Source organism: Actibacterium sp. 188UL27-1 (assembly GCF_016901225.1).
Classification (GTDB): domain Bacteria; phylum Pseudomonadota; class Alphaproteobacteria; order Rhodobacterales; family Rhodobacteraceae; genus 188UL27-1.
In genome coordinates this window covers 175,022-201,238 of record NZ_JAFEUL010000006.1, presented here as the reverse complement: position 1 = coordinate 201,238, position 26,217 = coordinate 175,022, and the positions used below count along the sequence as shown (strand labels likewise).

Annotated in this window: 31 protein-coding genes; 17 read left to right on the top strand and 14 right to left on the bottom strand. The window is 60.4% G+C overall.

Going from position 1 to position 26,217, the window contains the following annotated elements:
* The first annotated feature begins 63 nt into the window (after positions 1–63).
* From IU397_RS10575 to cysE, 7 genes are all read left to right on the top strand, one after another.
* On the top strand, positions 64–696 hold the full coding sequence (locus IU397_RS10575; protein ID WP_204413209.1) for a DUF2460 domain-containing protein: 633 nt from the start codon (positions 64–66) through the stop codon (positions 694–696).
* On the top strand, positions 693–1,583 hold the full coding sequence (locus IU397_RS10570) for a DUF2163 domain-containing protein (RefSeq protein ID WP_204413207.1): 891 nt from the start codon (positions 693–695) through the stop codon (positions 1,581–1,583). Before IU397_RS10575 ends, IU397_RS10570 begins: the two co-directional genes overlap by 4 nt.
* Entirely contained in the window at positions 1,580–2,017 is a 438-nt protein-coding gene (locus IU397_RS10565; RefSeq protein ID WP_204413206.1) for an NlpC/P60 family protein, read from the top strand. The genes IU397_RS10570 and IU397_RS10565 overlap by 4 nt, the downstream gene beginning before the upstream one ends.
* Complete coding sequence (locus tag IU397_RS10560; RefSeq protein ID WP_204413204.1) at positions 2,017–5,931, top strand: glycoside hydrolase/phage tail family protein; 3,915 nt, start codon at positions 2,017–2,019, stop codon at positions 5,929–5,931. Before IU397_RS10565 ends, IU397_RS10560 begins: the two co-directional genes overlap by 1 nt.
* The gene (locus IU397_RS10555; RefSeq protein ID WP_204413202.1) at positions 5,924–6,631 is read left to right on the top strand and encodes a DUF2793 domain-containing protein; all 708 of its coding nucleotides are present in this window, start codon (positions 5,924–5,926) and stop codon (positions 6,629–6,631) included. Before IU397_RS10560 ends, IU397_RS10555 begins: the two co-directional genes overlap by 8 nt.
* Positions 6,631–7,026 (top strand): hypothetical protein, encoded by a 396-nt coding sequence (locus IU397_RS10550; protein WP_204413200.1) that lies wholly within the window; start codon positions 6,631–6,633, stop codon positions 7,024–7,026. The genes IU397_RS10555 and IU397_RS10550 overlap by 1 nt, the downstream gene beginning before the upstream one ends.
* A gap of 166 nt (positions 7,027–7,192) precedes the next feature.
* Complete coding sequence (gene cysE / locus IU397_RS10545) at positions 7,193–8,014, top strand: serine O-acetyltransferase (protein WP_204413198.1); 822 nt, start codon at positions 7,193–7,195, stop codon at positions 8,012–8,014.
* A gap of 121 nt (positions 8,015–8,135) precedes the next feature.
* On the opposite strand, the gene queF is transcribed toward cysE, so the two are convergent.
* The 6 genes from queF to pdhA all read right to left on the bottom strand — a co-directional run bounded on the left by queF (position 8,136) and on the right by pdhA (position 13,230).
* Positions 8,136–8,600, bottom strand: a complete 465-nt coding sequence (gene queF, locus IU397_RS10540; protein WP_204413196.1) for a preQ(1) synthase — start codon at positions 8,598–8,600, stop codon at positions 8,136–8,138.
* Between the two features lie 74 nt (positions 8,601–8,674).
* Entirely contained in the window at positions 8,675–9,985 is a 1,311-nt protein-coding gene (locus IU397_RS10535) for a pyruvate dehydrogenase complex dihydrolipoamide acetyltransferase (protein ID WP_204413194.1), read from the bottom strand.
* Positions 9,986–9,999: 14 nt separating this feature from the next.
* Positions 10,000–10,422, bottom strand: coding sequence for a hypothetical protein (locus IU397_RS10530; protein WP_204413192.1), 423 nt, complete (start codon positions 10,420–10,422; stop codon positions 10,000–10,002).
* Positions 10,423–10,430: 8 nt separating this feature from the next.
* On the bottom strand, positions 10,431–11,795 hold the full coding sequence (locus IU397_RS10525) for a pyruvate dehydrogenase complex E1 component subunit beta (RefSeq protein ID WP_204413190.1): 1,365 nt from the start codon (positions 11,793–11,795) through the stop codon (positions 10,431–10,433).
* A 17-nt stretch (positions 11,796–11,812) separates the two neighbouring features.
* Complete coding sequence (locus tag IU397_RS10520; protein ID WP_204413188.1) at positions 11,813–12,214, bottom strand: hypothetical protein; 402 nt, start codon at positions 12,212–12,214, stop codon at positions 11,813–11,815.
* A complete protein-coding gene (gene pdhA, locus IU397_RS10515) occupies positions 12,214–13,230 on the bottom strand; it encodes a pyruvate dehydrogenase (acetyl-transferring) E1 component subunit alpha (protein WP_204413186.1) in 1,017 nt (338 codons plus the stop codon). Before pdhA ends, IU397_RS10520 begins: the two co-directional genes overlap by 1 nt.
* 189 nt (positions 13,231–13,419) lie before the next feature.
* On the opposite strand from pdhA, the gene IU397_RS10510 reads away from it, so the two are divergent.
* Positions 13,420–13,740 (top strand): hypothetical protein, encoded by a 321-nt coding sequence (locus IU397_RS10510; protein WP_204413184.1) that lies wholly within the window; start codon positions 13,420–13,422, stop codon positions 13,738–13,740.
* On the opposite strand, the gene IU397_RS10505 is transcribed toward IU397_RS10510, so the two are convergent.
* Positions 13,737–14,039 (bottom strand): septum formation initiator family protein, encoded by a 303-nt coding sequence (locus IU397_RS10505; protein WP_204413182.1) that lies wholly within the window; start codon positions 14,037–14,039, stop codon positions 13,737–13,739. The genes IU397_RS10510 and IU397_RS10505 overlap by 4 nt on opposite strands.
* Before the next feature lie 187 nt (positions 14,040–14,226).
* On the opposite strand from IU397_RS10505, the gene IU397_RS10500 reads away from it, so the two are divergent.
* Positions 14,227–14,838, top strand: a complete 612-nt coding sequence (locus IU397_RS10500; protein WP_204413180.1) for a hypothetical protein — start codon at positions 14,227–14,229, stop codon at positions 14,836–14,838.
* 80 nt (positions 14,839–14,918) lie between these two features.
* Here IU397_RS10500 and IU397_RS10495 read toward each other — a convergent pair whose 3' ends face one another.
* From IU397_RS10495 to pgk, 3 genes are all read right to left on the bottom strand, one after another.
* Positions 14,919–15,848: a class I fructose-bisphosphate aldolase gene (locus IU397_RS10495; RefSeq protein ID WP_204413177.1), complete on the bottom strand. Its 930-nt coding sequence runs from the start codon at positions 15,846–15,848 to the stop codon at positions 14,919–14,921.
* Positions 15,849–16,031: 183 nt separating this feature from the next.
* Positions 16,032–16,802, bottom strand: coding sequence for an SDR family oxidoreductase (locus tag IU397_RS10490; RefSeq protein WP_204413175.1), 771 nt, complete (start codon positions 16,800–16,802; stop codon positions 16,032–16,034).
* Positions 16,795–17,997 (bottom strand): phosphoglycerate kinase, encoded by a 1,203-nt coding sequence (gene pgk / locus IU397_RS10485; protein ID WP_204413173.1) that lies wholly within the window; start codon positions 17,995–17,997, stop codon positions 16,795–16,797. Before pgk ends, IU397_RS10490 begins: the two co-directional genes overlap by 8 nt.
* 121 nt (positions 17,998–18,118) lie before the next feature.
* Here pgk and IU397_RS10480 point away from each other — a divergent pair, with 121 nt between their 5' ends.
* Both IU397_RS10480 and IU397_RS10475 read left to right on the top strand, forming a co-directional pair.
* The gene (locus IU397_RS10480; protein ID WP_204413171.1) at positions 18,119–18,619 is read left to right on the top strand and encodes a peptidylprolyl isomerase; all 501 of its coding nucleotides are present in this window, start codon (positions 18,119–18,121) and stop codon (positions 18,617–18,619) included.
* Entirely contained in the window at positions 18,612–19,175 is a 564-nt protein-coding gene (locus IU397_RS10475) for a peptidylprolyl isomerase (protein WP_204413169.1), read from the top strand. Before IU397_RS10480 ends, IU397_RS10475 begins: the two co-directional genes overlap by 8 nt.
* A gap of 162 nt (positions 19,176–19,337) precedes the next feature.
* On the opposite strand, the gene IU397_RS10470 is transcribed toward IU397_RS10475, so the two are convergent.
* From IU397_RS10470 to IU397_RS10455, 4 genes are all read right to left on the bottom strand, one after another.
* Complete coding sequence (locus IU397_RS10470) at positions 19,338–19,631, bottom strand: LysE family transporter (protein ID WP_204413389.1); 294 nt, start codon at positions 19,629–19,631, stop codon at positions 19,338–19,340.
* The gene (locus IU397_RS23845) at positions 19,538–19,765 is read right to left on the bottom strand and encodes a LysE family transporter (RefSeq protein WP_204413167.1); all 228 of its coding nucleotides are present in this window, start codon (positions 19,763–19,765) and stop codon (positions 19,538–19,540) included. Before IU397_RS23845 ends, IU397_RS10470 begins: the two co-directional genes overlap by 94 nt.
* On the bottom strand, positions 19,717–19,884 hold the full coding sequence (locus IU397_RS10460; protein ID WP_204413165.1) for a hypothetical protein: 168 nt from the start codon (positions 19,882–19,884) through the stop codon (positions 19,717–19,719). Before IU397_RS10460 ends, IU397_RS23845 begins: the two co-directional genes overlap by 49 nt.
* 90 nt (positions 19,885–19,974) lie before the next feature.
* Positions 19,975–20,640: an FkbM family methyltransferase gene (locus IU397_RS10455; protein WP_239479720.1), complete on the bottom strand. Its 666-nt coding sequence runs from the start codon at positions 20,638–20,640 to the stop codon at positions 19,975–19,977.
* A gap of 277 nt (positions 20,641–20,917) precedes the next feature.
* On the opposite strand from IU397_RS10455, the gene IU397_RS10450 reads away from it, so the two are divergent.
* The 6 genes from IU397_RS10450 (at position 20,918) to IU397_RS23610 (ending at position 26,217) form a co-directional block, all read left to right on the top strand.
* A complete protein-coding gene (locus IU397_RS10450; protein ID WP_204413161.1) occupies positions 20,918–21,346 on the top strand; it encodes a heme-binding protein in 429 nt (142 codons plus the stop codon).
* A 182-nt stretch (positions 21,347–21,528) separates the two neighbouring features.
* Complete coding sequence (locus IU397_RS10445) at positions 21,529–22,305, top strand: gamma-glutamyl-gamma-aminobutyrate hydrolase family protein (RefSeq protein WP_204413159.1); 777 nt, start codon at positions 21,529–21,531, stop codon at positions 22,303–22,305.
* A 386-nt stretch (positions 22,306–22,691) separates the two neighbouring features.
* Positions 22,692–23,213 carry a phosphoribosyl-AMP cyclohydrolase gene (locus IU397_RS10440; RefSeq protein WP_204413157.1) on the top strand — a complete coding sequence of 174 codons (522 nt, stop codon included), beginning with the start codon at positions 22,692–22,694 and terminating at the stop codon, positions 23,211–23,213.
* Positions 23,214–23,560: 347 nt separating this feature from the next.
* On the top strand, positions 23,561–24,772 hold the full coding sequence (locus IU397_RS10435; RefSeq protein ID WP_204413155.1) for a formate dehydrogenase subunit gamma: 1,212 nt from the start codon (positions 23,561–23,563) through the stop codon (positions 24,770–24,772).
* A gap of 3 nt (positions 24,773–24,775) precedes the next feature.
* Positions 24,776–26,050, top strand: a complete 1,275-nt coding sequence (locus IU397_RS10430) for a c-type cytochrome (protein WP_204413153.1) — start codon at positions 24,776–24,778, stop codon at positions 26,048–26,050.
* Positions 26,051–26,091: 41 nt separating this feature from the next.
* Positions 26,092–26,217 (top strand): hypothetical protein, encoded by a 126-nt coding sequence (locus tag IU397_RS23610; protein WP_255569791.1) that lies wholly within the window; start codon positions 26,092–26,094, stop codon positions 26,215–26,217.

The window sequence follows — 26,217 nt, the reverse complement described above, 5'->3', positions numbered from 1 at the left end:
ATCCCGCAACGGTGGGTTTCTTGAGCGATACTGTTCGGGCGGCTTGGTTTTGGAGGATATTCGATGGGCTTTCACGAAGTACGGTTTCCGGCCTCGCTGAGCTTTGGCTCGGCCGGTGGACCGGAGCGGCGCACGGAAGTGGTGACGCTTGCCAATGGCTTTGAAGAGCGCAACACGCCCTGGACCCATTCGCGCCGCCGGTATGATGCCGGGATGGGGGTCCGGTCATTGGATGATGTGGGCATCCTGCTGGCCTTCTTTGAGGCGCGGCGGGGGCAGTTGCACGGGTTTCGCTGGAAGGACTGGGCGGATTTCAAATCTGGTGCGGCGTCGGATGATGTGGGCGCGACCGATCAGCAGATTGGGTTGGGGGACGGCGTGGCGGACGTCTTTCAGCTATCGAAGACCTATGTGTCGGGGCAGTACAGCTACACCAGGCCCATCGCAAAGCCGGTGGCGGAGAGTGTGCGGGTGGCCGTGGATGGCGTCGCGCTGGTCGAGGATGTGGATTACGCGCTGGATCTGGTTGGCGGGGCAGTGACCCTGGTCGATGTTCCGGTGGCGGGTTCTGTGATTACCGCCGGGTTCGAGTTCGATGTGCCGGTACGGTTTGATACGGACCGGATCCAGAGCTCGGTTGCGAGTTTCGAGGCAGGCGATGTGCCGTCGGTGCCGGTGGTCGAGGTGCGGGTATGAGTGCCGCCGGTCTGCATACGCACCTGGCGACCGGGCACACGACGGTGTGCCGGTGTTGGGCGATTACCCGCAGGGACGGGCGGCGGTTTGGGTTTACCGACCATGATTTACCGCTGGAATTTGATGGCATCATTTTCAATGCAGATACCGGATTGACCGCGAAGGCCTTGGCCCAGAGCACGGGATTATCGGTGGACAATACCGAGGCCCTGGGGGCGTTGAGCGATGCCTCTGTCACCGAGGCTGACATTCTTGCGGGTCGGTTTGATGAGGCTGAGGTTGTGGCCTGGTTGGTGAACTGGGCGGCACCTGCCGAGCGGGTGGTGCAATTTCGCGGCTCTATCGGTGAGGTCAGCCGGGGCAGCGGGGCTTTTACCGCTGAGTTGCGCGGATTGACCGAGGCGCTGAACAAGCCGAATGGTCGGGTATACCAGAAGCCCTGTTCGGCTGTGTTGGGCGATGGGCAATGCGGGTTTGATCTGGAGACACCTGGCTATGCCGCGGAGGCAGAGGTGATGCAGGTCACCGATGCGCGGGTATTTCAGTTGAGCGGATTGGATGGCTTTGCTGCGGGATGGTTTGACCGGGGTCGGTTGGAGATTTCGACCGGTGCGGCGGCCGGGTTGAGCGGGCTGATCAAGTCTGATGAGGCGGATAACGGTTTGCGACAGATCGCCGTTTGGCAGGAATTGCAGGCCGAGATTGCCGTGGGAGATCGGGTGCGTGTCGAAGCAGGTTGTGACCGCCGGGCTGTGACCTGCCGCCTGAAATTCGACAACTATCTGAATTTTCGCGGATTTCCGGATATTCCGGGGGAAGACTGGCTGATGAGTTATCCGAGCCAGGCGCGACCCAATACGGGCGGTAGCCTGAAGGGGGATACATGAGCGCTATTGTTGATGAGGCGCGGCGCTGGATTGGAACACCCTATCGACATCAGGCCTCTGCCATAGGGGCAGGGTGCGATTGCCTGGGTTTGTTGCGCGGGGTCTGGCGCGCCGTCCATGGTGAGGAGCCGGAACCTGTACCACCATATACGCCCGACTGGTCGGAGGCGGAGCGCGAGGAGCGGTTATGGCGCGCGGCGTCGCGGCACTTGCGGCCCCAGGCCTTGGCCGATGGGGTGGCACCGGGGGATGTGCTGCTGTTTCGGATGCGGGCTGGATCGGTGGCCAAGCATCTGGGGATCGTTGGGCGTGTTGGCACACAGGCATCGTTTATCCACGCCTATTCAGGCCATGGAGTGGTGGAAAGTGCGCTGAGCACACCGTGGCAGAGCCGCCTTGTGGCGCGGTTTGCCTTTCCGGAAGGGATTGAGTGATGGCGACGATATTGCTTTCAGCCGCCGGGGCGGCCGCCGGATCAGCCTTTGGGGGATCGTTCCTTGGGCTGTCGGCGACGGTACTGGGCAAGGCCGTTGGTGCGACCCTTGGAAAGGTGATTGACCAGCGACTTTTGGGAACCGGTAGCGAAGTCGTTGAGACCGGCAAGGTCGAGCGGTTCCGGGTCAGCGGTGCCGGCGAAGGCGAGGCATTGGGCCAGGTTTTTGGCCGGGTGCGTTTGGGCGGTCAGGTTATCTGGGCCTCCCGTTTCCAGGAGCGGATCAGTGAAAGTGGGGGAGGCGGCAAGGGGTCGCCACCGCAACCGAAGACACGGAGTTTCAGTTATTCGGTGAGCCTTGCTGTGGCCCTGTGCGAGGGGGAGATCACCAGCGTTGGCCGGGTCTGGGCCGATGGGGTCGAGATTGCGCGTGATAGCATCAACATGCGGGTCTATACCGGGACCGAGGATCAACTGCCGGATTCCAAGATGGAAGCCGTGGAGGGTACCGGGTTGGTGCCTGCCTATCGCGGGATTGCTTATGTGGTGATCGAGGATCTGGCATTGAGCGCCTATGGCAACCGGGTGCCGCAGTTTTCGTTCGAGGTGATCCGTCCGGCCGATCCGACCTTTGTCCCGGAGGAGACTGAGAGCATGTCGCGGCTGGTTCAGGCCGTCGCGCTGATGCCCGGGACCGGAGAATATGCTCTGGCCACAACGCCGGTGCGGTACAAGGCGCGGTTGGGCGATGTGCGTTCAGCCAATTTGAATGCGCCCAGCGGCAAGACCGATTTTGCGACCTCGTTGGATCAGCTGACCAGCGAGTTGCCCAATTGCAGTGCTGTGTCGTTGATCGTGTCATGGTTTGGAGATGATCTGCGCTGTGGTGCGTGCCAGTTGCGGCCCAAGGTCGAGCAGCGCAAGGTCGATGGGGTTGAGATGCCTTGGCGTGTGTCGGGCGTGTCCCGTGGCCAGGCGGAGGTGTTGGCTCAGGTCGACGGACGGACGGTTTACGGAGGGACGCCGACCGATGCCTCGATCATTCAAGCCATTCGCGCGTCGCAGGAGGCGGGCCAGCGGGTGATGTTCTACCCATTCATTCTGATGGAGCAGTTGGCCGAAAACGGGTTGAGCGATCCCTGGACCGGAGAACTCGATCAGCCGGTCCTGCCGTGGCGCGGGCGGATTACCTTGTCGGCCGCGCCGGGGCAGGCGGGGTCGCCTGACCAGACGCCGCAAGCCGATGCCGAGGTGGCGGCGTTTATGGGCCAGGCTTCGGTGTCGGATTTTTCCGTATCGGGATCGAGCGTGACCTATTCCGGCCCGGCTGAATGGTCGTTTCGCCGGTTCATTTTGCATTACGCACATCTTTGTGCGGCCGCAGGCGGTGTCGAGGCATTTTGCATTGGCTCAGAGCTGCGTGGGTTGACGCAGATCCGGGGGGCGGCTGGTTTTCCGGTGGTTGAGGCATTGCGGCAATTGGCGCGTGACGTGCGGCAGATCTTGCCCGACGCAAAGATCAGCTATGCCGCGGATTGGTCGGAATATTTCGGCTATCGGCCCGAGGACGGGTCAGGGGATGTGTATTTTCATCTGGATCCGCTATGGGCCGACCCGGATATCGATTTCATTGGGATCGACAATTACATGCCCCTTTCGGATTGGCGGGACAAGGATGGGCATCTGGATGCCGTCTGGGACTCGATCTACGACCTGGAATACCTGACGGCCAACATAGATGGTGGCGAGGGATATGACTGGTTCTATGCCAGCGATGCGGATCGGTTGGCCCAGGCACGTACACCCATCACGGATGGCGCCCATGGAGAGCCGTGGATTTACCGCTACAAGGATTTGTACGGCTGGTGGAACAACCCGCACCATGAGCGGATTGGTGGCGTCCGGCAGGTCGCCCCAACCGGTTGGATACCGCAATCCAAGCCTTTCTGGTTTACGGAATTGGGGAGTGCAGCGATCGATAAGGCCACGAACCAGCCGAACAAGTTTCTGGATCCAAAATCATCAGAAAGCAGCTTGCCGCATTTCTCGAACGGAGGGCGGGATGATCTGATCCAGGCGCAGTACTTGCGAGCGATGGATACGTTTTGGGCGGATGCAGACAATAACCCGGTATCGGCTCAATATGGTGCTGCGATGGTCGACATGTCGAACGCCCATGTCTGGGCTTGGGATGCTCGACCCTTTCCAAACTTTCCGGGCAATACCGCGCTTTGGTCCGATGGGGCGAATTATGCCCGCGGGCATTGGCTGAACGGGCGCACCTCGAACGAGACTCTGGGTGCTGTTGTGGCTGAGATCTGCGGTCGGGTCGGATTGACGGATATTGATGTGCGCGAGCTTTATCGGCTGGTGCGTGGATATTCGGTTGCGGATTTGAGCGGGGGACGGGCTGCGCTGCAACCGTTGATGTTGGCCTATGGGTTCCAGGCCATTGAGCGCGATGGCATTTTGCAGTTCCGTATGCGGAACGGCAAGCCGGTTGCCGAGCGAGATACCGGGCAGCTGGCCTATGTGTCTGATATCGGCGCGGATATCGAAACGGTTCGCGCGCCCGAGGCCGAGACGGCAGGCCGGGTCCGGCTGTCTTATGTCGAGGCGGATGGAGATTTCGAAGCGCGCGCTACGGAGGCGATTTTTCCGGATGATCAATCGTTGGCCGTTTCGCAATCGGATTTGCCCATTGTGCTGAACCGGGCCGAGGCGCGGGCGGTGGTCGAGCGTTGGCTGTCGGAATCGCGGATCGCGCGGGATACGGCACGGTTTGCTTTGCCACCGTCAGATACCGCTTTGGGTGCAGGTGATGTGGTGCGGATCGGCGCGGATGGCGAGCGTTACCGGATCGATGCCGTTGAGCTGGCCGACGCCCGGATTGTCGATGCCGTACGGGTCGAGGATCACATCTATGATCCACAACCCGGCCTGGAGGAAGAGGTCACACCGCGGCCCTTTACCCCCGTGATGCCAGTGCTCCACCAGTTTCTGGATCTGCCGCTGCTTACCGGGAACGAGGTCGAGCATGCGCCCCATGTAGCGGCGGCCGGCGTTCCTTGGACCGGGCCTGTGGCGGTGTATCAGGGCCTGGCCGACAACGGTTATGCGCTCAATACCGTGATCGAGACGCCGTCCCTGATTGGAGAGACGTTGACCGATCTGCCTGCAGGGCCCGTTGCCATCTGGGATCGCGGCAACACCGTGCGGGTGGAGGTCGTGGGCGGCACACTTTCATCGGCCGAACCCGGCGATGTGTTGAACGGTATCAATGCCATGGCCATTGGCGATGGCAGCCCGGCCGGGTGGGAGATTTTCCAGTTCGCCGAAGCCGATCTGATAGCGCCCGATACCTATGAGCTGCGCAACTTGCTGCGTGGGCAGGCGGGCACGGATGCTGTCATGCCGTCGGTTTGGCCCGTGGGCAGTCGGGTGGTGTTGCTGGACGGGCGTCCGCAGCAGATCGACCTGCCCGTATCGGCTCGCGGGTTGGAGCGCCATTACCGCGTGGGTCCAGCGGCCTTGCCCTATGACGCACCGTCCTATGAGCATGGCAAGTCGGCATTTGATGGGATCGGCTTGCGGCCCTATGCACCGGTTCACCTGAACGCGACACGCCAGCCCAATGGCGATCTGGCCGTGCGCTGGTTGCGGCGGACGCGGATCGACGGTGACAGTTGGGCGGGACTTGACGTGCCGCTAGGCGAGGGCAGCGAGGTCTACCAGGTCAGCATTTGGTCGGACGACACGGAGCTGCGCAGCGCATTGGTTGCCAGCGCCGATTGGACCTATGCCGCGGCCGATCAATTGGCCGACGGTGTCACCGCCCCCTTTGAGCTTCGTATCGCACAAGTGTCGGACCGGTTCGGTCCTGGCCCGTTCAGAAGGATCGTGATCAATGACTAAGACAACTCGGCTCGGATTGCCGTTGGTGCAGGCTGCGCAGGCGCAGAAACACGTGACAGTGAACGAGGCTCTGTCCCGGCTGGACGGCCTGGTGCAACTCAGGCTGGTGTCGCAGAGCATCGCCACTCCGCCTGTTGCCGATGATGGTGTGGCCTATGCCGTGCCGGCCGGCGCGACGGATGCTTGGGCCGGGCGAGCGGGCCAGGTGGCCATTGCGGTGGGGGGCGGATGGGACTTTGTCACGCCGGATGTCGGTTGGATGGCCTGGCTGGCCAGTGAGGCGCGCGCGGTGCGCTGGGAGGGCACAGCGTGGGTTGCCATGCCGTTGGCAGTGTCCCCGAGCGGAGCCGCTACACAAGTTGCGATCGAAGAGTTCGACCATGTGATGACCCCGGGGGCGAGCGATACGACGGCATCGGTGATCCCGGCCAATGCCATGGTCCTTGCCGCATCCGCCCGGGTGACCGACACGATTTCCGGCACGCTGAGTGCGTGGGAATTGGGCACAGGTGCGGCCACGGATCGGTTCGGATCGGGCCTGGGTTTGGCCGCAGGGTCATTTGCAAGCGGTATTCTGTCTGGGCCCACGACTTACTATGCGGACACACCGCTGACGCTGACGGCCCTGGGCGGAAATTTCGGTGGTGGGACAGTTCGGATTGCCCTGCATTACATCCGATTTGCATTGCCGCAGATCTGATGCGACCGGTTGTGTTCACGGATGTCGCTTTTGCCGCGCGGGCCTTGCTGGCCCTGCCAGCTGATCTGCGAGAGGAACGGGCAGCGCGCCTGGTGCGGCAGGCGGCGGTGGCGGACCGGTATCGCCGCCGCTTTGGCAAGGCGCATCCGGCCTGGGGCAATGGCAGTCTGATGGGGGCCGCAGCGCGCCTGCCGCGATCACCGATCGAAAGCTTTGGGGATCCGGGATTTTGCGCCTGTTTTGCGATGGTATTGCAAGCCTTGGTGGCGCACGGTTATCCGGCGACGCAACGCGCGCCGACGGGGTCAGGATCCTGTTGCTTAGGCGGGCCATCTCAGCCCCAATTCGTGTCTAAGCCGGAGGTGCCATCGGCCCGGCCCGCCAAAGTGGCCTGATCGGCGGTATCGAGCTCGCTTGCTTCGGTGAACAAGTCATTGGCCCTTCTCAGGAACGCTGCAATCTGGGTGCCTGCGAGGGGCATTTTTACCGTTGGGGCGTTTTCCAAGTGGCGTCGGGGTCTTACGTCGCCTAATGTGAGCGCAACGGGACGGAGGACGTCAAATGGCCGAGAGACAGTCAAAGATCGCCGCGGTCGATCCGGTTTGGGCGCGCATTTCGGATGAGGCACGGTCCGCCGTGGCGGATGAGCCGCTCCTTGGCGGGCTGGTCCATTCGAGCATCCTGCACCATCCCACGATGGAGCGGGCGCTGAGTTACCGGATCTCCATGAAGCTGTCCTCTGGCGAGATGTCTGAGCAGATCCTGCGTGAGATTGCAGATGAAGCGTATCTGGCGAACCCGGATCTGGGTCAGGCGGCGCGGGCTGATCTGGTGGCCGTCTATGAACGCGACCCCGCCTGCCTGCGCCTGATGCAGCCGATCCTATATTTCAAAGGCTACCAGGCTGTGCAGGCTTACCGGGTCGGTCATTGGTTGTGGACAGAAGGGCGGCGCGATCTGGCGCATTTTTTCCAGGCGCGGATTTCGGAGATCTTTGGGATCGACATTCACCCGGCTGCCCGGATGGGCCGTGGGATCATGATTGATCATGCCCATTCGATTGTCATTGGTGAGACGGCGGTGGTGGGTGACAATGTCTCGATGCTGCATTCGGTAACCCTGGGTGGGACCGGTAAGGAAGACGATGACCGGCATCCGAAGATCGAGAATGGTGTTTTGATCGGCGCTGGCGCCAAGGTGTTGGGCAATATCCGCATTGGCCATTGCAGCCGGATCGCCGCGGGTTCTGTCGTTTTGCATGACGTGCCGCCGTGCAAGACGGTGGCCGGTGTTCCCGCGAAGATCGTGGGGGAGGCCGGATGCGACCAACCCTCGATCACGATGGACCAGTTGCTTAGGGGTGGTGCCACTCCAGCAGGCTAACAATCCGTTGGTTTTGCGCGTGCGGGAACTTCCATCATGTGTTCAAAAATATCCCCGCCGGAGGCATTAAATTCTATGCCTCCGGCGGGGATATTTTACGACACATGATGTTGTATCGTCGTCAGCCACGGCCCCTGTAAGGCGGTACACCTTGGTCCGGGATCCAAGTGGTGTCTGGCGGATGCCCGGTTTGCCAGAAAACGTCTATGGGTATACCTCCACGGGGATACCAGTAGCCACCGATACGCAACCAATGTGGTTCAAGAAACGAGACCAGGCGGCGTGCGATGGAGATGGTACAATCCTCGTGGAAGGCGCCGTGGTTGCGAAAAGCCCCGAGATAGAGCTTGAGCGATTTGCTTTCGACCAGCCAGGCGGCAGGAACATAGTCGATCACCAGATGGGCAAAATCGGGCTGGCCGGTCATGGGGCAGAGTGACGTAAATTCGGGTGCAGTGAACCTGACATTGTAGCTGACATCGGCCTGGGGATTTTGGACCCGTTCGAGTTGCGCCTCTTCAGGATTGTTGGGCAGTGCTGCGTTGCTGCCCAACTGTTTGAGATCTTGATAGATATCGGCGCTCATGGGGCTGCCTCTTTGTTGTCGGGCCTCGCAGGCGACACTGTCGTCTGCTGTCTTTCTTAAGAAACGTTATCGTTTCAGGCGAGCATCATCATGGGATTTTCGAGGTTGGTGACGATGGTCTGGAGCAATTCGGCACCGAGGGCCCCGTCGATGGCCCGGTGATCGACGGAGAGGGTGACCGACATCACGGTGGCGACGGCAAGTTCGCCGTCTTTACCGACGATGGGTTTTTTGACACCTGCACCGACAGCAAGGATCGCGCCATGGGGCGGGTTGATGACGGCGTCGAAATTGTCGATCCCAAACATGCCGAGATTCGAGATCGCGAAGGTGCCGCCTTGGTATTCGTGCGGGGCAAGTTTGCGGTCCCGGGCCCGAGTGGCGAGGTCTTTCATCTCGCGCGAGAGGGCGGAGAGGGACTTCATCTCAGCATCGCGCAGGACGGGGGTGAAGAGACCGCCTTCGATCGCCACGGCCACGGCGACGTCGGATGGTTGGAGTTTGAGCAGCCGGTCGCCAGCCCAGACGGCATTGGCATCGGGCACGTCCTGAAGGGCGAGGGCGCAGGCCTTGATGATGAAGTCATTTACCGAGAGCTTGATACCTTTCGCGTCCAGTTGCTTGTTGAGCTGGGATCGGAAGGCGAGGAGCGCATCAAGCTGGATGTCGCGGCGCAGGTAGAAATGCGGGATGGATTGCTTGGCCTCGGTCAGGCGTGCAGCAATGGTTTTGCGCATGCCGTCAAGGGCGACCTCCTCATAGTCGCGGTCGGCATAGGTTTTGAGGACGGTATCTGTGGGGGGACCGCTGGCTGCGACCGAAGCCGTTGGTTGTGTGGGGGCCGCTGCTGCGACTTTGGGGGCCACTGCGGTGGCGTTTTCAACATCCGCCTTGACGATGCGGCCATGGGGGCCGGAGCCTTTGATGTGGCCGAGATCGAGCCCCTTGTCGGCGGCGATGCGACGGGCAAGGGGGGAGGCGAAGATACGGACCCTCTGGGCTGTGGTCGGCGCTGCCGTTGCCGGCGGCGGAGGGGCGGCTTTGTCAGGGCTCCCGCCGGGAGCCGCTTCCGTGGCCGCGTCGGACGCCTTTGGCACCTTCGGAGAGGGTGGAGATGTGGTGTCAATCTGGTCGGCTGTTTCGCCATCCATCAGGAGGACGGCGATGGGGCTGTTGACCTTGACGGCTTGGGTACCTTCGGCCACCAGGATCTTGCCGATGGTGCCTTCATCCACCGCCTCGAACTCCATGGTTGCCTTGTCTGTTTCGATCTCGGCCAGGAGGTCGCCGGATGACACGGTGTCCCCTTCCTTGACCAACCATTTGGCGAGGGTGCCTTCCTCCATGGTGGGAGACAAAGCGGGCATCAGGACTTCGGTAGGCATGGCGTAGGTTCCAATCAGGAGAGTGAGAGGATGAAGGTTGCCGGGGGCAGCAACAGGATGAGGCAGGACAGCACAACGACTGGAACAGGTAAGGCCCGGATCCGGGTCGGCATCGTCAAATGATGTTTCGCGGCCCAGGTCATGGAGTTGTTCAATTCCCCGGCGCGGGGGAGATCGTTTTCGGTGGGAAAGTCGGTGGTCTTTTGCAGCACAGCAAAGATCACGCAGGATACGATCACTATGAAAAACATGGCACCTTTCCATGGCACGACATTTTTCAATTCGGCGTCGACGTTGATGAGAAGCGAGATGATTGCCCCCAGAAGAATGACCACGCCTGCAAGGCCGACCTGTTTTCCGATAGCCGGCATCCGACCGATCGAGCGGTCAAACAGCCAGTTTTGCGGCGTTTTGGTGGGTTCTGCCTGCGGGCCCATCGATCTGATCAGCGATAGGTCACTTGCTTGACGGCGGCGATCACTTCTTGCGTCGTCGTCAGGGCCAGTTTTTCGAGATTTGCGGCATAAGGCATCGGGACATCCTTGCCGGTGCAATTCAGGACGGGCGCGTCGAGGTAATCGAAGGCGTGGGTCATGATATAGGCCGACAGGTGGTTGCCGATGGCGCCGACCGGAAAGGCCTCCTCAACAGTCACGCATCGGTTGGTTTTCTGGACGCTTGCGATGACGGTTTCATAATCGAGCGGGCGTAGGGTGCGCAGGTCGATGACCTCGGACGAGATGCCCTCTTCGGCGAGTTTGTCCGCGGCTTCAAGCGCGTAGGTCATGCCGATCCCGAAGCTGACGATGGTGACATCGCTGCCTTCGCGCCAGATGCGCGCCTTACCGAAGGGGACGGTGTAATCCTCCATGACCGGCACGTCGAAGCTGCGCCCGTAGAGGATCTCATTCTCAAGAAAGATCACCGGGTTTGGGTCGCGGATGGCGGTTTTGAGCAAACCCTTCGCATCCGAGGCAGCATAGGGCATGACGACTTTCAGGCCGGGAATGCTGGCGTACCAAGCGGCATAATCCTGGCTGTGCTGGGCGCCCACGCGGGCGGCGGCACCGTTGGGGCCGCGGAAGACCATGGGAGCGCCCATCTGACCGCCGGACATGTAGAGTGTTTTGGCGGCAGAGTTGATAATCTGATCAATGGCTTGCATGGCGAAGTTAAAAGTCATGAATTCAACTATTGGCTTTAGCCCACCGAAGGCTGCGCCGACCCCGATCCCGGCAAAGCCATGTTCGGTGATGGGCGTGTCGATAACGCGTTTGGCCCCGAATTCGTCCAACAGGCCCTGGCTGATCTTGTAGGCGCCTTGATATTCGGCGACTTCTTCCCCCATCAGGAATACCGTGTCGTCGCGGCGCATCTCTTCGGCCATTGCATCTCGTAACGCTTCGCGGACTGTGGTCAATTTCATCTCGGTACCCGCGGGAATGTCCGGTTCGGCCACGGGCGCACTATTGACCGGCTTTGGCACCGCCGGTGTGGGGACTGCATCGGTTGTTGCGTCATTGGTGGCGGTGGTCGGTGTTGTGGCCGTCACATTGTCCGCGCTTTCGCCATCTTCGACCAGAACGGCGATGGGCGTGTTGACCTTCACACCTTCGGTGCCCTCGGCAACCATGATCTTGCCGATGATCCCTTCATCCACCGCTTCGAACTCCATGGTGGCTTTGTCGGTTTCGATCTCGGCCAGGATATCGCCGGAGGCCACGGTATCGCCTTCCTTGACCAGCCATTTGGCGAGCGTGCCTTCCTCCATCGTGGGGGAGAGGGCGGGCATCAGAACTTCGGTTGCCATTTGGAGTGCTCCGGTTTTCAAAAAAGGAGGCCTGCTGCGATGATCGCCGCAAGAACCCAAAATAGGTTTAGGAAAGCGGCGCCGATTGCGGCGCCAGTGCTGATCCGTTGCGTTTCCGACCGTCCAGCGGCGATGACGCACAGCGTATCGAAGACCAGGCGAATGCCCAGGACCAACAGAATGACCAGAAACAGTGAGCCGACCCCGCCGACCAAGTTACTGGTCCCGATGCCCAGCAACATCGCGAGCGTATTGCTGATCAGGGTCAAGAATAGAAGACCCAGAAGCGAGGGTTCCACCTTTTGATCCAAGACGGCAGATGAGTGCAGGACGAGGGCGGATATGACCGAAAATCCCGAGATAAAGGCAAGACCGGTCAGAAAGCCTATCTCGTCCTCGCGAAGGACACTCGCAAGCATTACACGGCGGCCTCTTGCGGGATCTCGGTCGCGTAGATGTCGGTGTAAAGCTCGTCGAGCGCGGGTTCAGGACTTTCCTTAGAGAATTCCGCAGCCTCGTTCACGATGCCCTTGATCTCCTTGTCGACTTCTTTCAACTCATCCTCGGTGGCGTGTTTGCCGGTCAGTAACAGTTCGCGGACATGTTCGATGGCGTCGCGCTGTTCGCGCATTTTCTGCACCTCCTCGCGGGTGCGGTATTTGGCGGGGTCTGACATGGAATGCCCGCGATAGCGGTAGGTCATGACCTCCAGGATGTAGGGGCCCTTGCCCGCACGGCAGTGGGCCACGGCTTTTTCGCCGGCCGCCTTGACGGCCAGCACGTCCATCCCGTCAACCTCTTCCCCCTTGATCCCGTAGGCCGCGCCGCGTTCCCATAGGCTGGGCGATTTGGTCGAGCGTTTGACGCTTGTTCCCATAGCATATTGGTTGTTTTCGATGACGAAAATCACCGGCAGATCCCAGAGTTCCGCCATATTATAGGTCTCATAAACCTGGCCCTGATTTGCTGCACCATCGCCGAAATATGCGAATGTCACGCGGTCATTGCCCAGATACTTGTCGGCAAAGGCAAGGCCCGCCCCAAGCGGCACTTGGGCCGCGACGATGCCATGGCCACCATAGAAATGCTTCTCCTTCGAGAACATGTGCATGGAGCCGCCTTTGCCCTTGGAATAGCCGCCTTCGCGACCCGTAAGCTCGGCCATGACGCCCTTGGGATCCATGCCGCAGGCCAGCATATGGCCGTGATCGCGGTAAGAGGTGATACGCTTGTCCCCTTCATCGGCGGCGGCTTCGAGCCCGACAACCACGGCTTCCTGACCGATATAGAGGTGGCAGAACCCACCAATCAGCCCCATCCCGTAAAGTTGCCCGGCTTTTTCCTCGAACCGGCGGATCAGCAGCATCTCGCGGTAGTAATGCAAAAGCTCGTCTTTTGAGACATTGGGCTTTTTCGTCGTCCTGCGCGCGGCCATCGCCATCCCCCTGAGCTACGATAGTTTAACGTTGAACCATTCCTAGCGAAGATGGTTCCGCAATCCTACCGGAAAAATTGCCCTCCGGCGCAAGGCTGTTGGGCTGCACATGATTTCACCCACTACCGGCCACACAACTGCCGTCAGGACGCGACAATCCCGGCAGCCTAGGTGACGAAAGAGACAATCATGGATTCCAGGCGACTTGCCGTATTGATCATGTCGGTCATGATGACTGCGAACACATCATATGCCTTCGACTATGGGTTTGTCCGCGCGCCCGATTACATGGATCAGCTTTTTGGCTTTCTGCTCTTGATCATGATTCCGTTCCTGATCGGGCTTCTTTTAAGCAAGCCGAAGGACCTCCCTTTCAGCGATCTATACGAAAAGCGGCATTTGCTGAGCCCGTTGGCAAACGCCTACCGGATTGGGTTTGGAATAGTTTTCATGATCTTTTTTGCTGCGCTGATGATTGGCATGGGTTTGCAACGCATGGCGGAGGCTTAACGGAAGACAAGTTCGTCAGAGCGGACGAGGCCCAGAACGTCACGAGCCTGCTGATCGAGCAGATCAAGGTCGAGGTAGTCGTCTGACAGGCGGTGTGTCTTGTTGCGCATGTCCCGGACCTGGGCCAGCAGGCGTGCGCGTTCTGCCCGTAATTCCACCAGTTCGGCGTTAATCTCTACCCGGCGGAATAGCCCGAAATCGCCCTGGACGGCGGCAAAGGTAAAATACATCGCTAATGAAAATGTCACCGCGAAATAAAGCACGACCGCAAGGGCGGGGCGTTTTTCAGATCTGCTCATATCTGCCTCTTTGGCCTCTGACGGACCGTTAGCCAAGACCGTGTCATAGCTGATTCGATTTGGGAATCCCTTAATAGTGGTTTTTCCATGCTCTGCCGGATTGTCGCCTATATGATGCAACCAAGTGTTAACGTTCGCCACGTATCACCGGCGCGGGTCATGCTGGGATGCAGGAGGACTGTTGGTGATGAAAGCATGCGTTTTCGCGATGCTGGCCTGGGCGGTGTTGTCGATGCCGGGCCAGGCGCGGACAGTCGTCTTTGACGAAGCGGATTACGGTGACTTTGCCAGCAGCGGTACAACCCTGCGGCTGTTCAGTGTGGGTACGTATATCATTCGCGGCTCGCAGTTTTCGGATACCCGCATCGGTGGATTTCGTGACAGCGACAAGATCGGCTTGAGCGTGATCGCACCACTGCGGATCGCAGGGGTGGAGATCGATATTGTGTCCGGGGAACAACCCGATGACAGCTACCGCGTGATCTATGCGCTGACCGGTACGGATCGATCCGGGACCAACACATTGCGGCGATGGCAATTTGATGTCGAAGGGCGTGAAACGCTTTTCGAACAGCGTCTGCGCGGGGAGCCGTTTCCACAGGAAGATTTCACCATCCTGTCGTTTTTTGGACGGGGGCGTACTGCCGAACAGGGCGTTCTAAGCTGGGATTATGAGATCACGGTAGATGTGCAGGAAATTGCAGAAGTGCCCTTACCGGCCACTGCGCCGGTATTCGGCGCGGTCCTTGTCGTGATCGGCTGGGCCGGGATGTGGCGACGGCATAACCCGGCTGCGTAATTTGTAAGGCACCGCCGGTGACATTTGATTTTGTGCCTCCGGCGGGGATATCTTTAAACGCATAATGGGGCAGGGAAACGCTATTCCTTGCCTTTGTAGATGTTAATCAGCTTGCCCAACATGTCGAGCGCGTCTTCCTTGGAGCGCTGGAAGGAGTTCCGCCCGATGATCGAGCCGTTGCCGCCGCCATCGCGGATGGCACGGGCATCATCATAGACGCCGTCGGTGCCCTTCTTGGCCCCACCGGAGAAGACGATTAGGCGGCGACCATCAAAAGCGGATTGCACGCAATGGGCCACGCGCGCGGCCTGGGTCGATATGTCGATATTCTCGGCCTCATAGACCTTCTTGGCTTCGGGCAGCATCAGATGATCGGTGGACAGCTTGATCTTGATGATGTGGGCGCCCAGCAGTGCCGCCATATGACCGGCATAGGCGGCCACATCGATGGCAGTTTCCCCTTCCTTCGTGATGCCTTCGCCGCGGGGATAGGACCAGATCACCGTGGCCACGCCTTTGGCGGCGGCCTCGTTGCGCATCTCGCGGATCTCTTCCATCATGTCGAGCGCCAGGTCAGAGCCCGGATAGATTGTAAATCCGATGGCCGCGCAACCCAGGCGCAACGCATCATCGACGCAGCCCGTGACCGCCTGATTTTTGCCGGCCGTGCCCGACATCAGCGAGTTCGCCGAGTTCACCTTTAGGATTGTCGGAATCTGACCGGCAAATGTATCGGCGCCCGCTTCCAACGGTCCAAGTGGTGCGGCATAGGCGTTGAGCCCGGCATCGATCGCCAGTTGGTAATGGTAATGCGGATCATAGCCCGCCGGATTGGGCGCAAAGCTGCGCGCGGGCCCGTGTTCAAACCCCTGATCGACAGGCAGAATGATCATCTTGCCGGTGCCGCCCAGCTTGCCCGTCATCAACATGGAACATAGCTTGGCCTTCACGCCGGGGGTTTCGCCTTCGTAATTGGCAAGGATGCGTTGAACGGTGCGGGTGGCTTTCATCGGGAACCTCATATGACGTAAAATAGCTTTGCCGCTGCGTAAGCGGCGCATCGGGCAACTTCAACGCCGTTTGCGCAAACACGCTGGCAAAAGCGCCATTCCACCGCCATTTCGCCGATCCGCAGCTTGGATCACCCGGATGACTGGCAGATCTTGGATCCATGGCGCGCCAATATGGGGGGCTCAACTCAGAAACTTGGCCGCAATCCGGGTGACGACGGCCCGCGGCGTGATCCGGGGCAGGGCAGCCAAAATGGCGTTCGGCGCACCGGGCACGACGATCCGCTGGCGGGCGACCATGGCGTTCCAGCCAGCCATCGCAACCTTGTCGGCGTTGGCCACCATGCCGGAATTGACCACCATGATGTCATGCATGCCCGCATCGTTGAAAAAGTTAGATTTGGTCGCGCTGGGGCACAGGGCCGTGACGGACACTTTGGTGCCGCGCAACTCCTCTGCCACGGCTTCCGACAAGCTCAGGACATAGGCTTTGGTCGCGTGATAGACCGCCATGTTGGGCCCTGGCAGGAAGCCCGCTACAGAGGCTACGTTGAGGATACGGCCATCGCCATGGCCAATCATATGGGGCACGGCCTGTTTCATCAGCACGGTCAGCGCGGTCATATTGACCGCCATGGAGCGTTCTTCGCGCGCCCACTCGCCTTCGGCAAAGGGGCCGTTGCGCCCCAATCCGGCATTGTTGATCAAGATCTCGATCCGTCGCCCGTCACTGGCCTCCGACCACAGACGTGCGGCCTCCCCCGGTTGGCTGAGATCGGTGGGAATGACGATGGCCTCCACATCATGGGCCGCCTTCAGCTCTTCTGCCAGCTGGGTCAACTTGTCCTTTGACCGCGCCGTCAGGATCACGTTGCGCCCGCGCTTTGCGGCAATCCGGGCCAAGGCGCGCCCGATCCCGTCAGAGGCACCGGTCACCAGGGTATAGTCATCCATCTGTCTCTCCCTTCGTTTCGCCGCCCAACGCCGCGACGCCGGGCAGGGTCTTGCCCTCCATCCATTCCAGGAAGGCGCCCCCGGCGGTTGAGATATAGGTGAACCGGTCCGCCGCCCCTGCAGCGTTCAACGCGGCCACCGTATCGCCTCCGCCTGCGACCGAGACGAGCGCCCCCGCCGCCGTCAACTCTGCCGCCTGTACGGCAGCGGCATTGGTGGCGGCATTGAACGGCTCTAATTCGAACGCGCCCAGGGGCCCGTTCCAGATCAGCGTTTTGGAAGTTGTAAAGACATCGCTGATCCGGGCGACTGTCGCAGGGCCGGCATCCAGGATGATGGCATCGTCCGGGCAGCTTTCCACATGCAGGGTCTGATTGGCGGCATGGGCCGCAAAGTCCCGCGTCACGACGATGTCCACCGGCAGATGGATCGCACAACCCGCGGTATCGGCCTTGGCCATGATCTGCTGCGCCGTGCCGGTCATGTCGTGTTCGGCCAGGGATTTTCCGACATTCACCCCCTGGGCCGCCAGAAACGTATTGGCCATGCCCCCCCCAATGATCAGGTGATCGACCTTGGATACCAGGTTACCTAACAGATCCAGCTTGGTCGAGACCTTGGCCCCGCCCACCACCGCTGCCACCGGTCGGGTCGGATCGCCCAACGCGCTTTCCAGGGCGGCCAGTTCCGCCTGCATCAGCCGTCCGGCACAGGCGGGAAGCAGCCGGGCCAGCGCTTCCGTAGAGGCATGGGCGCGGTGGGCCGCCGAAAAGGCATCATTGCAATAGATGTCTCCCAGGCTGGCCAGCCGCCCGGCGAAACCGGGATCATTCTTTTCCTCCCCCGGGGCGAAGCGCAGGTTTTCGACCAGCAGCACATCACCGGCGGTCATGGCGCCAGAGGCCGCTGCATAATCGCCATCGGCGAAGGCCACCTTTTGCCCCAGCGCCTCAACCAAAGCGGGCAAAACATGAGATAAAGACATCTCTGGCACGACTTGGCCCTTGGGTCGCCCGTAATGGGCCAGCAAGATCGGCAAGCCGCCTTTGGCCTGGATGTCCTTTACGGTTGGCACGATCCGGTCGATCCGGGTGGCGTCTGTCACCCGCCCGTTTTCCATGGGCACATTGATGTCGACACGGGTCAGCACCCGCTTTCCGTTCAGATCCATGTCGTCCAATGTCTTCCAGGTCATGGCGTCCCCTTTCATGGTTTCACCGCGCTTTACCGCGCGCAGGTCCGCTTGGCCACAGGTGGGGTTTTCCTTCACCGTCCCGCGGTCTAGGTTCCACACAAATAGTCAAGAAGGACCACAAATGGCCGAAATCAAAGACCCCGAAAACACCATTCTGATAGAGTTGGAGAGTGGAACCATCACCATCGAGCTGTTGGCAGATGTGGCCCCGAACCATGTGGATCGGATGAAGACGCTCGCCCGCTCCGGTGCCTATGACAATGTGGTCTTCCATCGCGTAATCGATGGTTTCATGGCGCAAACCGGCGATGTTCAGCATGGCAAGGCGGATGGTAAAACGGGCCGCGCGGGCACCGGTGGCAGCGAGTTGCCGGACCTGAAGGCAGAGTTCTCAAAACTGCCCCATGACCGCGGCACGATCGGCGCGGCGCGGGCCTCAAACCCCGACAGCGCCAATTCGCAGTTTTTCATCAACTTCAAGGACAATCACTTCCTGAACGGTCAATACACCGTTTATGGCCGCGTGATCGAAGGGATGGATCTGGTCGACGCCATCACCAAAGGTGAACCCCCTGCAAACCCCGACAAGATGATCAGCATGAAGGTAGCGTCTGATGCGTAAAATCGCTTTCGCCTTGGCCCTCCTGGCCACGCCTGTGATGGCGCAGGAAGATGGCCCCGGTCCCAACCTTGAGATCACCGTGACCGGTGAGGCCAACGGGACCGTCATCATCGATCTGGCCGAGGATCTGGCGCCCCAGCATGTGGCACAGATCACGGCCCTGGCCGAGGAAGGCGCCTATGACAATGTCGTCTTTCACCGCGTGATCGAAGGGTTCATGGCCCAGACCGGCGATGTGCAATACGGCAAGGCGGGGGAAAGCACCGGTCGCGCCGGAACCGGCGGGTCTGAACGCCCCGACCTGCAGGCGGAATTCTCTGAAACGCCATTTGACCGCGGTGTTGTCGGCATGGCCCGGGCGCAAAACCCGAACAGCGCCAATTCGCAGTTCTTCATCATGTTTCAGGAGGGTCATTTCCTGAACGGTCAATATACTGTCGTCGGTCGCGTGATCGAAGGGATGGATGTGGTTGACGCCATCAAACGCGGTGAAGGCCAAGGCGGCGCCGTTCCCGGCGAACCCGATGTGATGAGCTCGGTCAAAGTCATTCGCTGAAACATATCATATGGGCAGCCGGGCCATGCGTTCGGCTGCCCCTGCGTGATCCTGAACCGTGATGCGACCGTTTTGCGTGATTGGTTCAGCCCTGCTGTGCAAAAGCCGTTCGGATCAGGCCCAGCCCGGCGCTGGCGAACAGCCCAGCAACCACACCATCGATCACCGGCGCGACCTGCCATAGGCCAGCATCGCGCCGGATGTCGAAAACGCCATCGCGTAGACCCCATAGATGACAAATCCGACAGCGATGCATAGCAGTGTCGCCAAGCCGACCTGCCACAGGCTACCCGCATCACTGGCACCAAGGGCCAGGGTCGCCATCCAGGCCAGAACTGCCTTGGGGTTTGACAGGTTCAGGATCACGCCACGTCTGAACCAGGCACCATCGGCCACACTGGCAGAGCTGGATCCTGTCGGCGCCTGGCGGACCGCGCCGCACCATAGGCCATCCATAGCAGGTAAAATCCGCCCAACAGTTTCAGCAGCGTCAGGCCATGGGCCGATGCTTTCAGGGTCGCACCCAGGCCCGTTGCCGCGATCACCCCCCAAAAGGCCAGCCCAACGGAAAGGCCCGCGCCAAACAGCATGCCGTGTCGGCGACCGGCCCCCATGCGACCGTCGCCAAGGCAATCGTCGCGGGCCCTGGAGAGGCGGCAACGACCAGAAATGCGGCCATCACCGTGCCAAGGGCGATCAAATCAAGCATGTCCGTCTGCTTTCATCAGTGTCGGGGCGCCGGGATCCATCGGTGCATCACTATGGGGCAGCCGTCAATCAACGCCCCGATTGTCGCCGATCATGTCAGTTTTGCATAGATATCGCCGGAATTGGCAGCGGCGGGCAGGCCCGCGATCTCGGATTTCATGTCGGCCGCGCTGATCCAGGTCGCGTGGCGCAGATCATGATCCTCGCCCAGGCTGAGGTTAAATTCATAGCGGCCCAGATCGTTCAGATAGCTCAGGCATGCCGCGGCGATGTCCCGCTGGATGGTCGTGAATTCAAACGACAATGCCGCGACCGGTATGTTCAATCCCCGCAACGCCTCTAATTCGTGGCCTTCAACATCGATCTTGATGAAACCGGGTTGGCCATGCTTGGCGATCAGCCCGTCCAGGGTCACGACGGGCACCCGCATCGTCCGGTCCCAGACCTGATCGTCCCACCCCTCTGCTGATTTGGCAGCGGCGACAAGGTCACCGGAGATTGTCGAGACTGTGGGATTGCCGGAATTCACGAACATCTCCATCTCGCCGGCCGCTGCCCCGGCTGCCGCACATGTCAATGTCACCTGGGGATCGCGCCCGTGGATCAGTCGCAGCGCGCGAAAGACACGGGGCTGGGGCTCCAACGCAACGACCCGTGCGCCCAACCGGGCAAAGCTGGCGGTGCGGTCGCCGACATGGGCGCCGATGTCAAAAGCCAGGCCGTCCTTGGGCACGAAACGCGCATTCAATAAGTCCATCCTCCGGGTGCGCGCTGCGTCGCGATAATAAACATCAAGCGACCGCCCGATAGCCGCTGCCCCCGATTTTGCACCTGCCCACATTGGTCATCCTCCCGCGTCACCTCGGTGATCTGCCTGAAATTGCGCCCCGCGTCACGCGGTAACGGACGGGCAGGGCGATGAATGCACCCCATTGCCGTGCGATAGATGGCAGATAGGTCAACATTTATTGCCCTTTACCTTCTGCGTATGTCCCGCTTTATACGGGTGAAACGACCCGAAGGAGACACCCGCCATGGCCGCACTGACCCTCACCAAATGCCGCAAGATTCTGCGCAGTGCCGAAAGCAAGGGCAAGGAGCTTGATCTCAAGCCGCTATCGATCGTGATCCTCGATGCCGGTGGCAATGTCGTGGCGTTCGAACGGGCGGATGGGGCCAGCCCCGGCCGGTTCGACATCGCACGCGGCAAGGCCTATGGCGCGGTCATGCTCGGGTTGGGGGGGCAGGCCCAGATGGCCCGGGCCGAGGCTCAGGCCTACTTCATCAATGCTGCCAATGCGGCTTTCGGTGGCAAACTGGTCCCCGTGCCAGGTGGTGTGCTGATCCGCGACGGGCGCGGCCAGGTCATCGGGGCGGTCGGTATTACCGGCGACAGTTCCGAAAACGACGAGATATGCGCCATCGCGGGGATTGAAGCGGCTGGATACACGCCAGAGCCGTGATTGGCGCCGCCGCTTATCGACCTTTCAACCATCCCGCGCTATCGTCCCCGTGAGGGGCGTAAAGCTATCGTCCCCGTGAGGGGCGTAAAGCTATCGTCCCCGTGAGGGGCGTAAAGCTATCGTCCCCGTGAGGGGCGTAAAGCTATCGTCCCCGTGAGGGGCGTTAAGATGTTGGAGTTTCAATGGCACGGCCAGTCGTCGGGATCATCGGCAATCACTACTTGATCAACGATCAATACCCGGCCCATGCCGGTGGCACCATGAATGCCGAGGCGGTGTCCCTGGTGACCGGAGCCTTGCCGCTGATCATCCCGACCGATCCGGATCTGCTTGATATCGCAGAACTTATGGAGGTCTGTGATGGTTTCCTGTTCACCGGTGGCCGTCCCAATGTGCATCCCGAGGAATATGGAGAACCCGAAACACTGGCCCATGGCGAGTTCGACCGTGATCGCGATCGGGTCGCCCTGCCTTTGATCCGGGCGCTCGTCGACCGCGGCCAGCCCTTCCTGGGGGTCTGTCGCGGCTTTCAGGAGGTGAACGTGGCCATGGGCGGCTCGCTCTATCCAGAGATTCGCGATCTGCCCGGTCGGTCCAACCACCGCATGCCGCCAGATGGCACGCTGGAGGAGAAGTTTGAGCTGCGCCATGCCGTTACGTTCACCCCCGATGGACCGTTTGCCCGGTTGATGGGCACGACGGAGGTCATGACGAATACGCTCCACGGGCAGGGCATCAAGGTGCCGGGTGACCGCATTGTTCTGGACGGTCACGCCCCCGATGGCACGCCCGAGGCGATCTATGTGCGCGGCGCGCCCGGCTTTACCCTGTCTGTTCAATGGCATCCCGAATGGAACGCTGCAGCTGACCCGGTCTCTCGTCCTTTGTTTGAGGCATTCGGCCAAGCCTGCCGTGCATGGTCCCAGGGCCAGACAACGCCCTTGCGCGCCTCCGCCTGACCCGGGGTTTATCTCGCGGTCTGCAATCAAGCCCAAAGGGGGGGCGCGCGTCAGCCCTCTCGCTGCGGCGATGCCGGCCCGATTGTCCAAAACAATCCGGCATCGCTCCAACACGACACCCGACCTAACAAATATTACCAATCATGGGGCGTGTCACCAAGGCCCGGCGCGCGCCCACATTGACAGTCCCGGGGCTTCGCTTATCAGTTTCTTCAGCTTGTCTGGAACATCGCCAAACTGGACCTTTGCCAGGCTGGTTTTGTCTGCAGTCAAGCTGGAAAGTTGCGATTGAACCTATTGTTTGTGATCTCAAAATTGCCCGGTTGATGATGGATGCATACCCATCCCGAGCAGTTGGAAAAGCTGTCTTTAAAAGAGGAAAAAAGATGAAAATCCAGAAAATAGCAGTCATATTGTCAATGATGGCCGCAGGCACTGCCTCTGCGGAAGGTATCTCAGAGCAAGATGTCATTGACGCTCAGACTGCTTGGGGTGACGGCATCGTGGCCATTGCGAGCGCGCATGCGACGGGTGGAGATTACGTGGAACGCGCCAGGGAGCATATCGAAACGCTCTATGCCTATGGCGACGGCGCGGTCATGTTTAAGCCGACATTGGCTGCCGAGGATCAATTTCGCGAGAGCTTCGACGAGGCCTTGAGCTATTTTGTTGGGACCGAAGGCAGCGAAGATACCGGGTTTGCCATCAAGGGCTGGACGAACGTCCGCTTCGAAAGCAATGGTATTTTCACGACCGATGACGCCGCCATTGCCATGGGAAATTACTTTTTCACAGGTCCAGATGGGGCCGAGACGAAAGTGGAGTATTCCTTTGGCTATGTGACGGATGATGAAGGTAACTTGCTCATCAACCTTCACCATTCGTCGCTGCCATACGACCCGAGCTGAAGAGGTTCTGACATACGCGCGTGACCTGACATGTCACGCGCGAACATGGCACGAGGTCTCCCATATTGCAGATCGGCTATTGTCGTTTTGCAGGGTGTCACAGCGCGTCGTAAGCGGGCCCCTTTATTGCGTCTGACGAGATACCTGAACATCAAGCATCACTTGCCGCTTTGAAATCTTTGATTTCAGGCAGTTAACAGACCGTCCGGTGCGTATGTATGGGATATGTATGCCTTGTGCATGGGGTGTGTACGGCCTGTGCCCAGTCTCGATTTACGACGTTAGTGAGCCTTCCTTTGCGGCAGAGGCTTCGATAAGTTCTCGGTATCCATGGGGAGGACCGCCTGATGCAATTCGCACGTATCTTGATCAACACCTTGATTTTTCTGGTCTTTGCTGGATCGGTCGTGGCGCAGGACACCCCAGCGCCGGATCGAAGCGTGACGGGCGGGGCGCAAACCCTCGAAGATATCATGGCGCGTCAGCGCGGTGAGGAGGTGGATCTTGATTTCCGCCGCAACGCCACCGGCGATCCCGGTCAAGCCGCTGAAATGTCGGGGCAATTGGGCACTCTTGGTGGCGTGTCCGACCCCGAATTATGGCGCGCCCTGCGCTTTGGTACTGCTGATATCACCTCCACCACCACCTCCCCCGGGGCCACCCTTTTGGTGCAGGATGGCGGTATGGCGTGGCTGACATTTCGCGATGGGCCGCTGCGAAGCTGGGGGGGATATAGCCTGCTTGGCATGCTGGGGCTTTTGGCGCTGTTCTACCTGTTTCGTGGCCGTATCCGGATCGAAGGGGGGCGCAGTGATGCCACGATCGAACGGTTCAAGGCGGTCGAACGCTTTGGCCATTGGTTGCTCGCCGGCTCCTTCATCGTGTTGGGGATCACTGGCCTGATCTCCTTGTTCGGTCGGGTGGCCTTCATCCCGTTATTCGGCAAGGAAATGTTCGCCACGACCGCCATGGCCTGCAAATGGATCCACAACAACGTCGCCTGGGCCTTCATGCTTGGTCTGGCCATGGTGTTCGTGATGTGGGTCCTGGAAAATATACCCAACCGCCATGACCTGAAATGGATGGCCAAGGCCGGTGGGCTTTTCTCCAAACATTCCCACCCGCCGGCACGCAAGTTCAATGCGGGGCAAAAGATCATCTTTTGGGCGGTGATCCTGCTGGGGGGCTCGATCTCGCTGTCCGGCCTGTCGCTGCTGTTCCCGTTTGAACTGCCGATGTTTGCCAAGACCTTTGCCTTGATCAACGCGACCGGGGCGCCGGGTTGGGTCGGTCTTGCGCCGCTGCCAGAGGTCCTTTCGCCCCATGGGGAGATGCAATTGGCGCAGGCCTGGCACGCCATTGTCAGCTTTGTTCTGATGGTCATCATCCTGGCGCATATCTATTTGGGATCGGTCGGAATGGAGGGTGCCTATGCCGCCATGGGCTCGGGTCAGGTTGATCTGCAATGGGCCAAAGAGCACCATGGGCTTTGGGTGGAAGAGCTAGAGGAAAAAGGAAAAACCCCCGAGACAACCGCGCGGGCGACACCGGCGGAATAGCACATGCGCGCCCTTGTGATTCTGCTGTTATGGGCAGGTGCGGCTCTGGCGGAGCCGGTGCGTCTGGAGGGGCATGGCGGGCCGATCCACGCAACCGCAGTGGCCCCTGACGGGCGCAGCGCTCTGACGGCGAGTTTTGACAATTCCGTCGGTCTCTGGACCCTGCCGGACGGTCAACCAACCTGGCTGGACGGGCATGAGGCCGCCGTAAAGTCCGTGATCTATCTGGGGCCGGATCGGGCCGCATCCGCCGGGGATGACTTCACCATCATCATCTGGGATCTTGCGACCGGACAGGCGCTGCATCGAATGACGGGCCATCAGGGCACGATCAATGCGTTGGATATCACACCTGATGGCAGCATGTTGGTGTCGGCCAGTTGGGATGGTACGGTTGGGGTATGGGATCCGATGACCGGACAGAACCTCGCCATGCTGGGCCACCATGATGGGGCGGTGAACGATGTCAGCATTCGCGATGGCGGGGTGGTCAGCGCCTCTGCCGATGGCACCTTGCGCACCAGCAGCTTTGATGCGGCCCGACAGGACGTCATGCATGAACACGGCTTGGGCATTACGCAGGTCTTGGTGAGCCCCACGGGCACATGGTCAGCCTTTGGTGGGGTCGACGGAACTGTTCAGGTGCGCGGTGATGGGGAGGTCGTGGCGGATCTATCCGCCGGGCGACGCCCGATCCTGGCCCTCGCCACCGATCCCGCTGGATCGATCCTGGCCATCGGGGATGGGGAGGGGCATGTGACCCTTGTCGATACGGAAAACTGGACGATCCAGCGCGATATCAAAGCCAGCGCTAAAGGCCCGATCTGGGCGCTGTCTTTCACGCCGGACGGGACGCAACTGTTGATCGGGGGCATCGACGATACGGCGGTCCTGTGGCCTGTCGCGGCCAAGGGCGGCCCGGGCCTGGGCCAGATCCAGCGCGCTTTTCTGATGGATCCGGACCAGATGGAAAACGGTGAACGGCAGTTCAAACGCAAATGTGCGATCTGCCACAGCCTGACTCCTGACAGCCAGCGGCGGGCTGGGCCCAGCTTGCATGGATTGTTCGGACGCAAGGCCGCCAGCGTGCCGGGCTACACCTACAGTCCAGCCCTGAAGGCAAAGGGGATCGTCTGGACAGACGACACCATCGACCGGCTGTTTGATGAGGGCCCTGATCACTATGTACCAGGCACCAAAATGCCGATGCAACGCATCACCAAGTCCACCGACCGGCAGGATTTGATCACCTATCTAAAAGAGAATACAAAAGGTTAGGGGACGGGCCGCTGCCCGACATCCCCGCGGGAGGAGACCTTATGCGCCCCATGCTGCTTGCTTTTCTGGCCATCGCCATCATCACCGTCGGCGCGTGGTACGGGCTGAACCAGGCCGGGTTTTCAGCGGCGGACCGGCAATCGGGCGACGCGGTGCGCCTGCCATGA

What these genes read in the sequence shown, in the direction of transcription:
- IU397_RS10575 (WP_204413209.1), top strand. Translation starts at nt 64, where the DNA reads ATGGGCTTTCACGAAGTACGGTTTCCGGCCTCGCTGAGCTTTGGCTCG.
- IU397_RS10570 (WP_204413207.1), top strand. Translation starts at nt 693, where the DNA reads ATGAGTGCCGCCGGTCTGCATACGCACCTGGCGACCGGGCACACGACG.
- IU397_RS10565 (WP_204413206.1), top strand. Translation starts at nt 1,580, where the DNA reads ATGAGCGCTATTGTTGATGAGGCGCGGCGCTGGATTGGAACACCCTAT.
- IU397_RS10560 (WP_204413204.1), top strand. Translation starts at nt 2,017, where the DNA reads ATGGCGACGATATTGCTTTCAGCCGCCGGGGCGGCCGCCGGATCAGCC.
- IU397_RS10555 (WP_204413202.1), top strand. Translation starts at nt 5,924, where the DNA reads ATGACTAAGACAACTCGGCTCGGATTGCCGTTGGTGCAGGCTGCGCAG.
- IU397_RS10550 (WP_204413200.1), top strand. Translation starts at nt 6,631, where the DNA reads ATGCGACCGGTTGTGTTCACGGATGTCGCTTTTGCCGCGCGGGCCTTG.
- cysE (WP_204413198.1), top strand. Translation starts at nt 7,193, where the DNA reads ATGGCCGAGAGACAGTCAAAGATCGCCGCGGTCGATCCGGTTTGGGCG.
- queF (WP_204413196.1), bottom strand. Translation starts at nt 8,600, where the DNA reads ATGAGCGCCGATATCTATCAAGATCTCAAACAGTTGGGCAGCAACGCA.
- IU397_RS10535 (WP_204413194.1), bottom strand. Translation starts at nt 9,985, where the DNA reads ATGCCTACCGAAGTCCTGATGCCCGCTTTGTCTCCCACCATGGAGGAA.
- IU397_RS10530 (WP_204413192.1), bottom strand. Translation starts at nt 10,422, where the DNA reads ATGGGCCCGCAGGCAGAACCCACCAAAACGCCGCAAAACTGGCTGTTT.
- IU397_RS10525 (WP_204413190.1), bottom strand. Translation starts at nt 11,795, where the DNA reads ATGGCAACCGAAGTTCTGATGCCCGCCCTCTCCCCCACGATGGAGGAA.
- IU397_RS10520 (WP_204413188.1), bottom strand. Translation starts at nt 12,214, where the DNA reads ATGCTTGCGAGTGTCCTTCGCGAGGACGAGATAGGCTTTCTGACCGGT.
- pdhA (WP_204413186.1), bottom strand. Translation starts at nt 13,230, where the DNA reads ATGGCCGCGCGCAGGACGACGAAAAAGCCCAATGTCTCAAAAGACGAG.
- IU397_RS10510 (WP_204413184.1), top strand. Translation starts at nt 13,420, where the DNA reads ATGGATTCCAGGCGACTTGCCGTATTGATCATGTCGGTCATGATGACT.
- IU397_RS10505 (WP_204413182.1), bottom strand. Translation starts at nt 14,039, where the DNA reads ATGAGCAGATCTGAAAAACGCCCCGCCCTTGCGGTCGTGCTTTATTTC.
- IU397_RS10500 (WP_204413180.1), top strand. Translation starts at nt 14,227, where the DNA reads ATGAAAGCATGCGTTTTCGCGATGCTGGCCTGGGCGGTGTTGTCGATG.
- IU397_RS10495 (WP_204413177.1), bottom strand. Translation starts at nt 15,848, where the DNA reads ATGAAAGCCACCCGCACCGTTCAACGCATCCTTGCCAATTACGAAGGC.
- IU397_RS10490 (WP_204413175.1), bottom strand. Translation starts at nt 16,802, where the DNA reads ATGGATGACTATACCCTGGTGACCGGTGCCTCTGACGGGATCGGGCGC.
- pgk (WP_204413173.1), bottom strand. Translation starts at nt 17,997, where the DNA reads ATGACCTGGAAGACATTGGACGACATGGATCTGAACGGAAAGCGGGTG.
- IU397_RS10480 (WP_204413171.1), top strand. Translation starts at nt 18,119, where the DNA reads ATGGCCGAAATCAAAGACCCCGAAAACACCATTCTGATAGAGTTGGAG.
- IU397_RS10475 (WP_204413169.1), top strand. Translation starts at nt 18,612, where the DNA reads ATGCGTAAAATCGCTTTCGCCTTGGCCCTCCTGGCCACGCCTGTGATG.
- IU397_RS10470 (WP_204413389.1), bottom strand. Translation starts at nt 19,631, where the DNA reads ATGGATGGCCTATGGTGCGGCGCGGTCCGCCAGGCGCCGACAGGATCC.
- IU397_RS23845 (WP_204413167.1), bottom strand. Translation starts at nt 19,765, where the DNA reads ATGCTGTTTGGCGCGGGCCTTTCCGTTGGGCTGGCCTTTTGGGGGGTG.
- IU397_RS10460 (WP_204413165.1), bottom strand. Translation starts at nt 19,884, where the DNA reads ATGCTTGATTTGATCGCCCTTGGCACGGTGATGGCCGCATTTCTGGTC.
- IU397_RS10455 (WP_239479720.1), bottom strand. Translation starts at nt 20,640, where the DNA reads ATGGACTTATTGAATGCGCGTTTCGTGCCCAAGGACGGCCTGGCTTTT.
- IU397_RS10450 (WP_204413161.1), top strand. Translation starts at nt 20,918, where the DNA reads ATGGCCGCACTGACCCTCACCAAATGCCGCAAGATTCTGCGCAGTGCC.
- IU397_RS10445 (WP_204413159.1), top strand. Translation starts at nt 21,529, where the DNA reads ATGGCACGGCCAGTCGTCGGGATCATCGGCAATCACTACTTGATCAAC.
- IU397_RS10440 (WP_204413157.1), top strand. Translation starts at nt 22,692, where the DNA reads ATGAAAATCCAGAAAATAGCAGTCATATTGTCAATGATGGCCGCAGGC.
- IU397_RS10435 (WP_204413155.1), top strand. Translation starts at nt 23,561, where the DNA reads ATGCAATTCGCACGTATCTTGATCAACACCTTGATTTTTCTGGTCTTT.
- IU397_RS10430 (WP_204413153.1), top strand. Translation starts at nt 24,776, where the DNA reads ATGCGCGCCCTTGTGATTCTGCTGTTATGGGCAGGTGCGGCTCTGGCG.
- IU397_RS23610 (WP_255569791.1), top strand. Translation starts at nt 26,092, where the DNA reads ATGCGCCCCATGCTGCTTGCTTTTCTGGCCATCGCCATCATCACCGTC.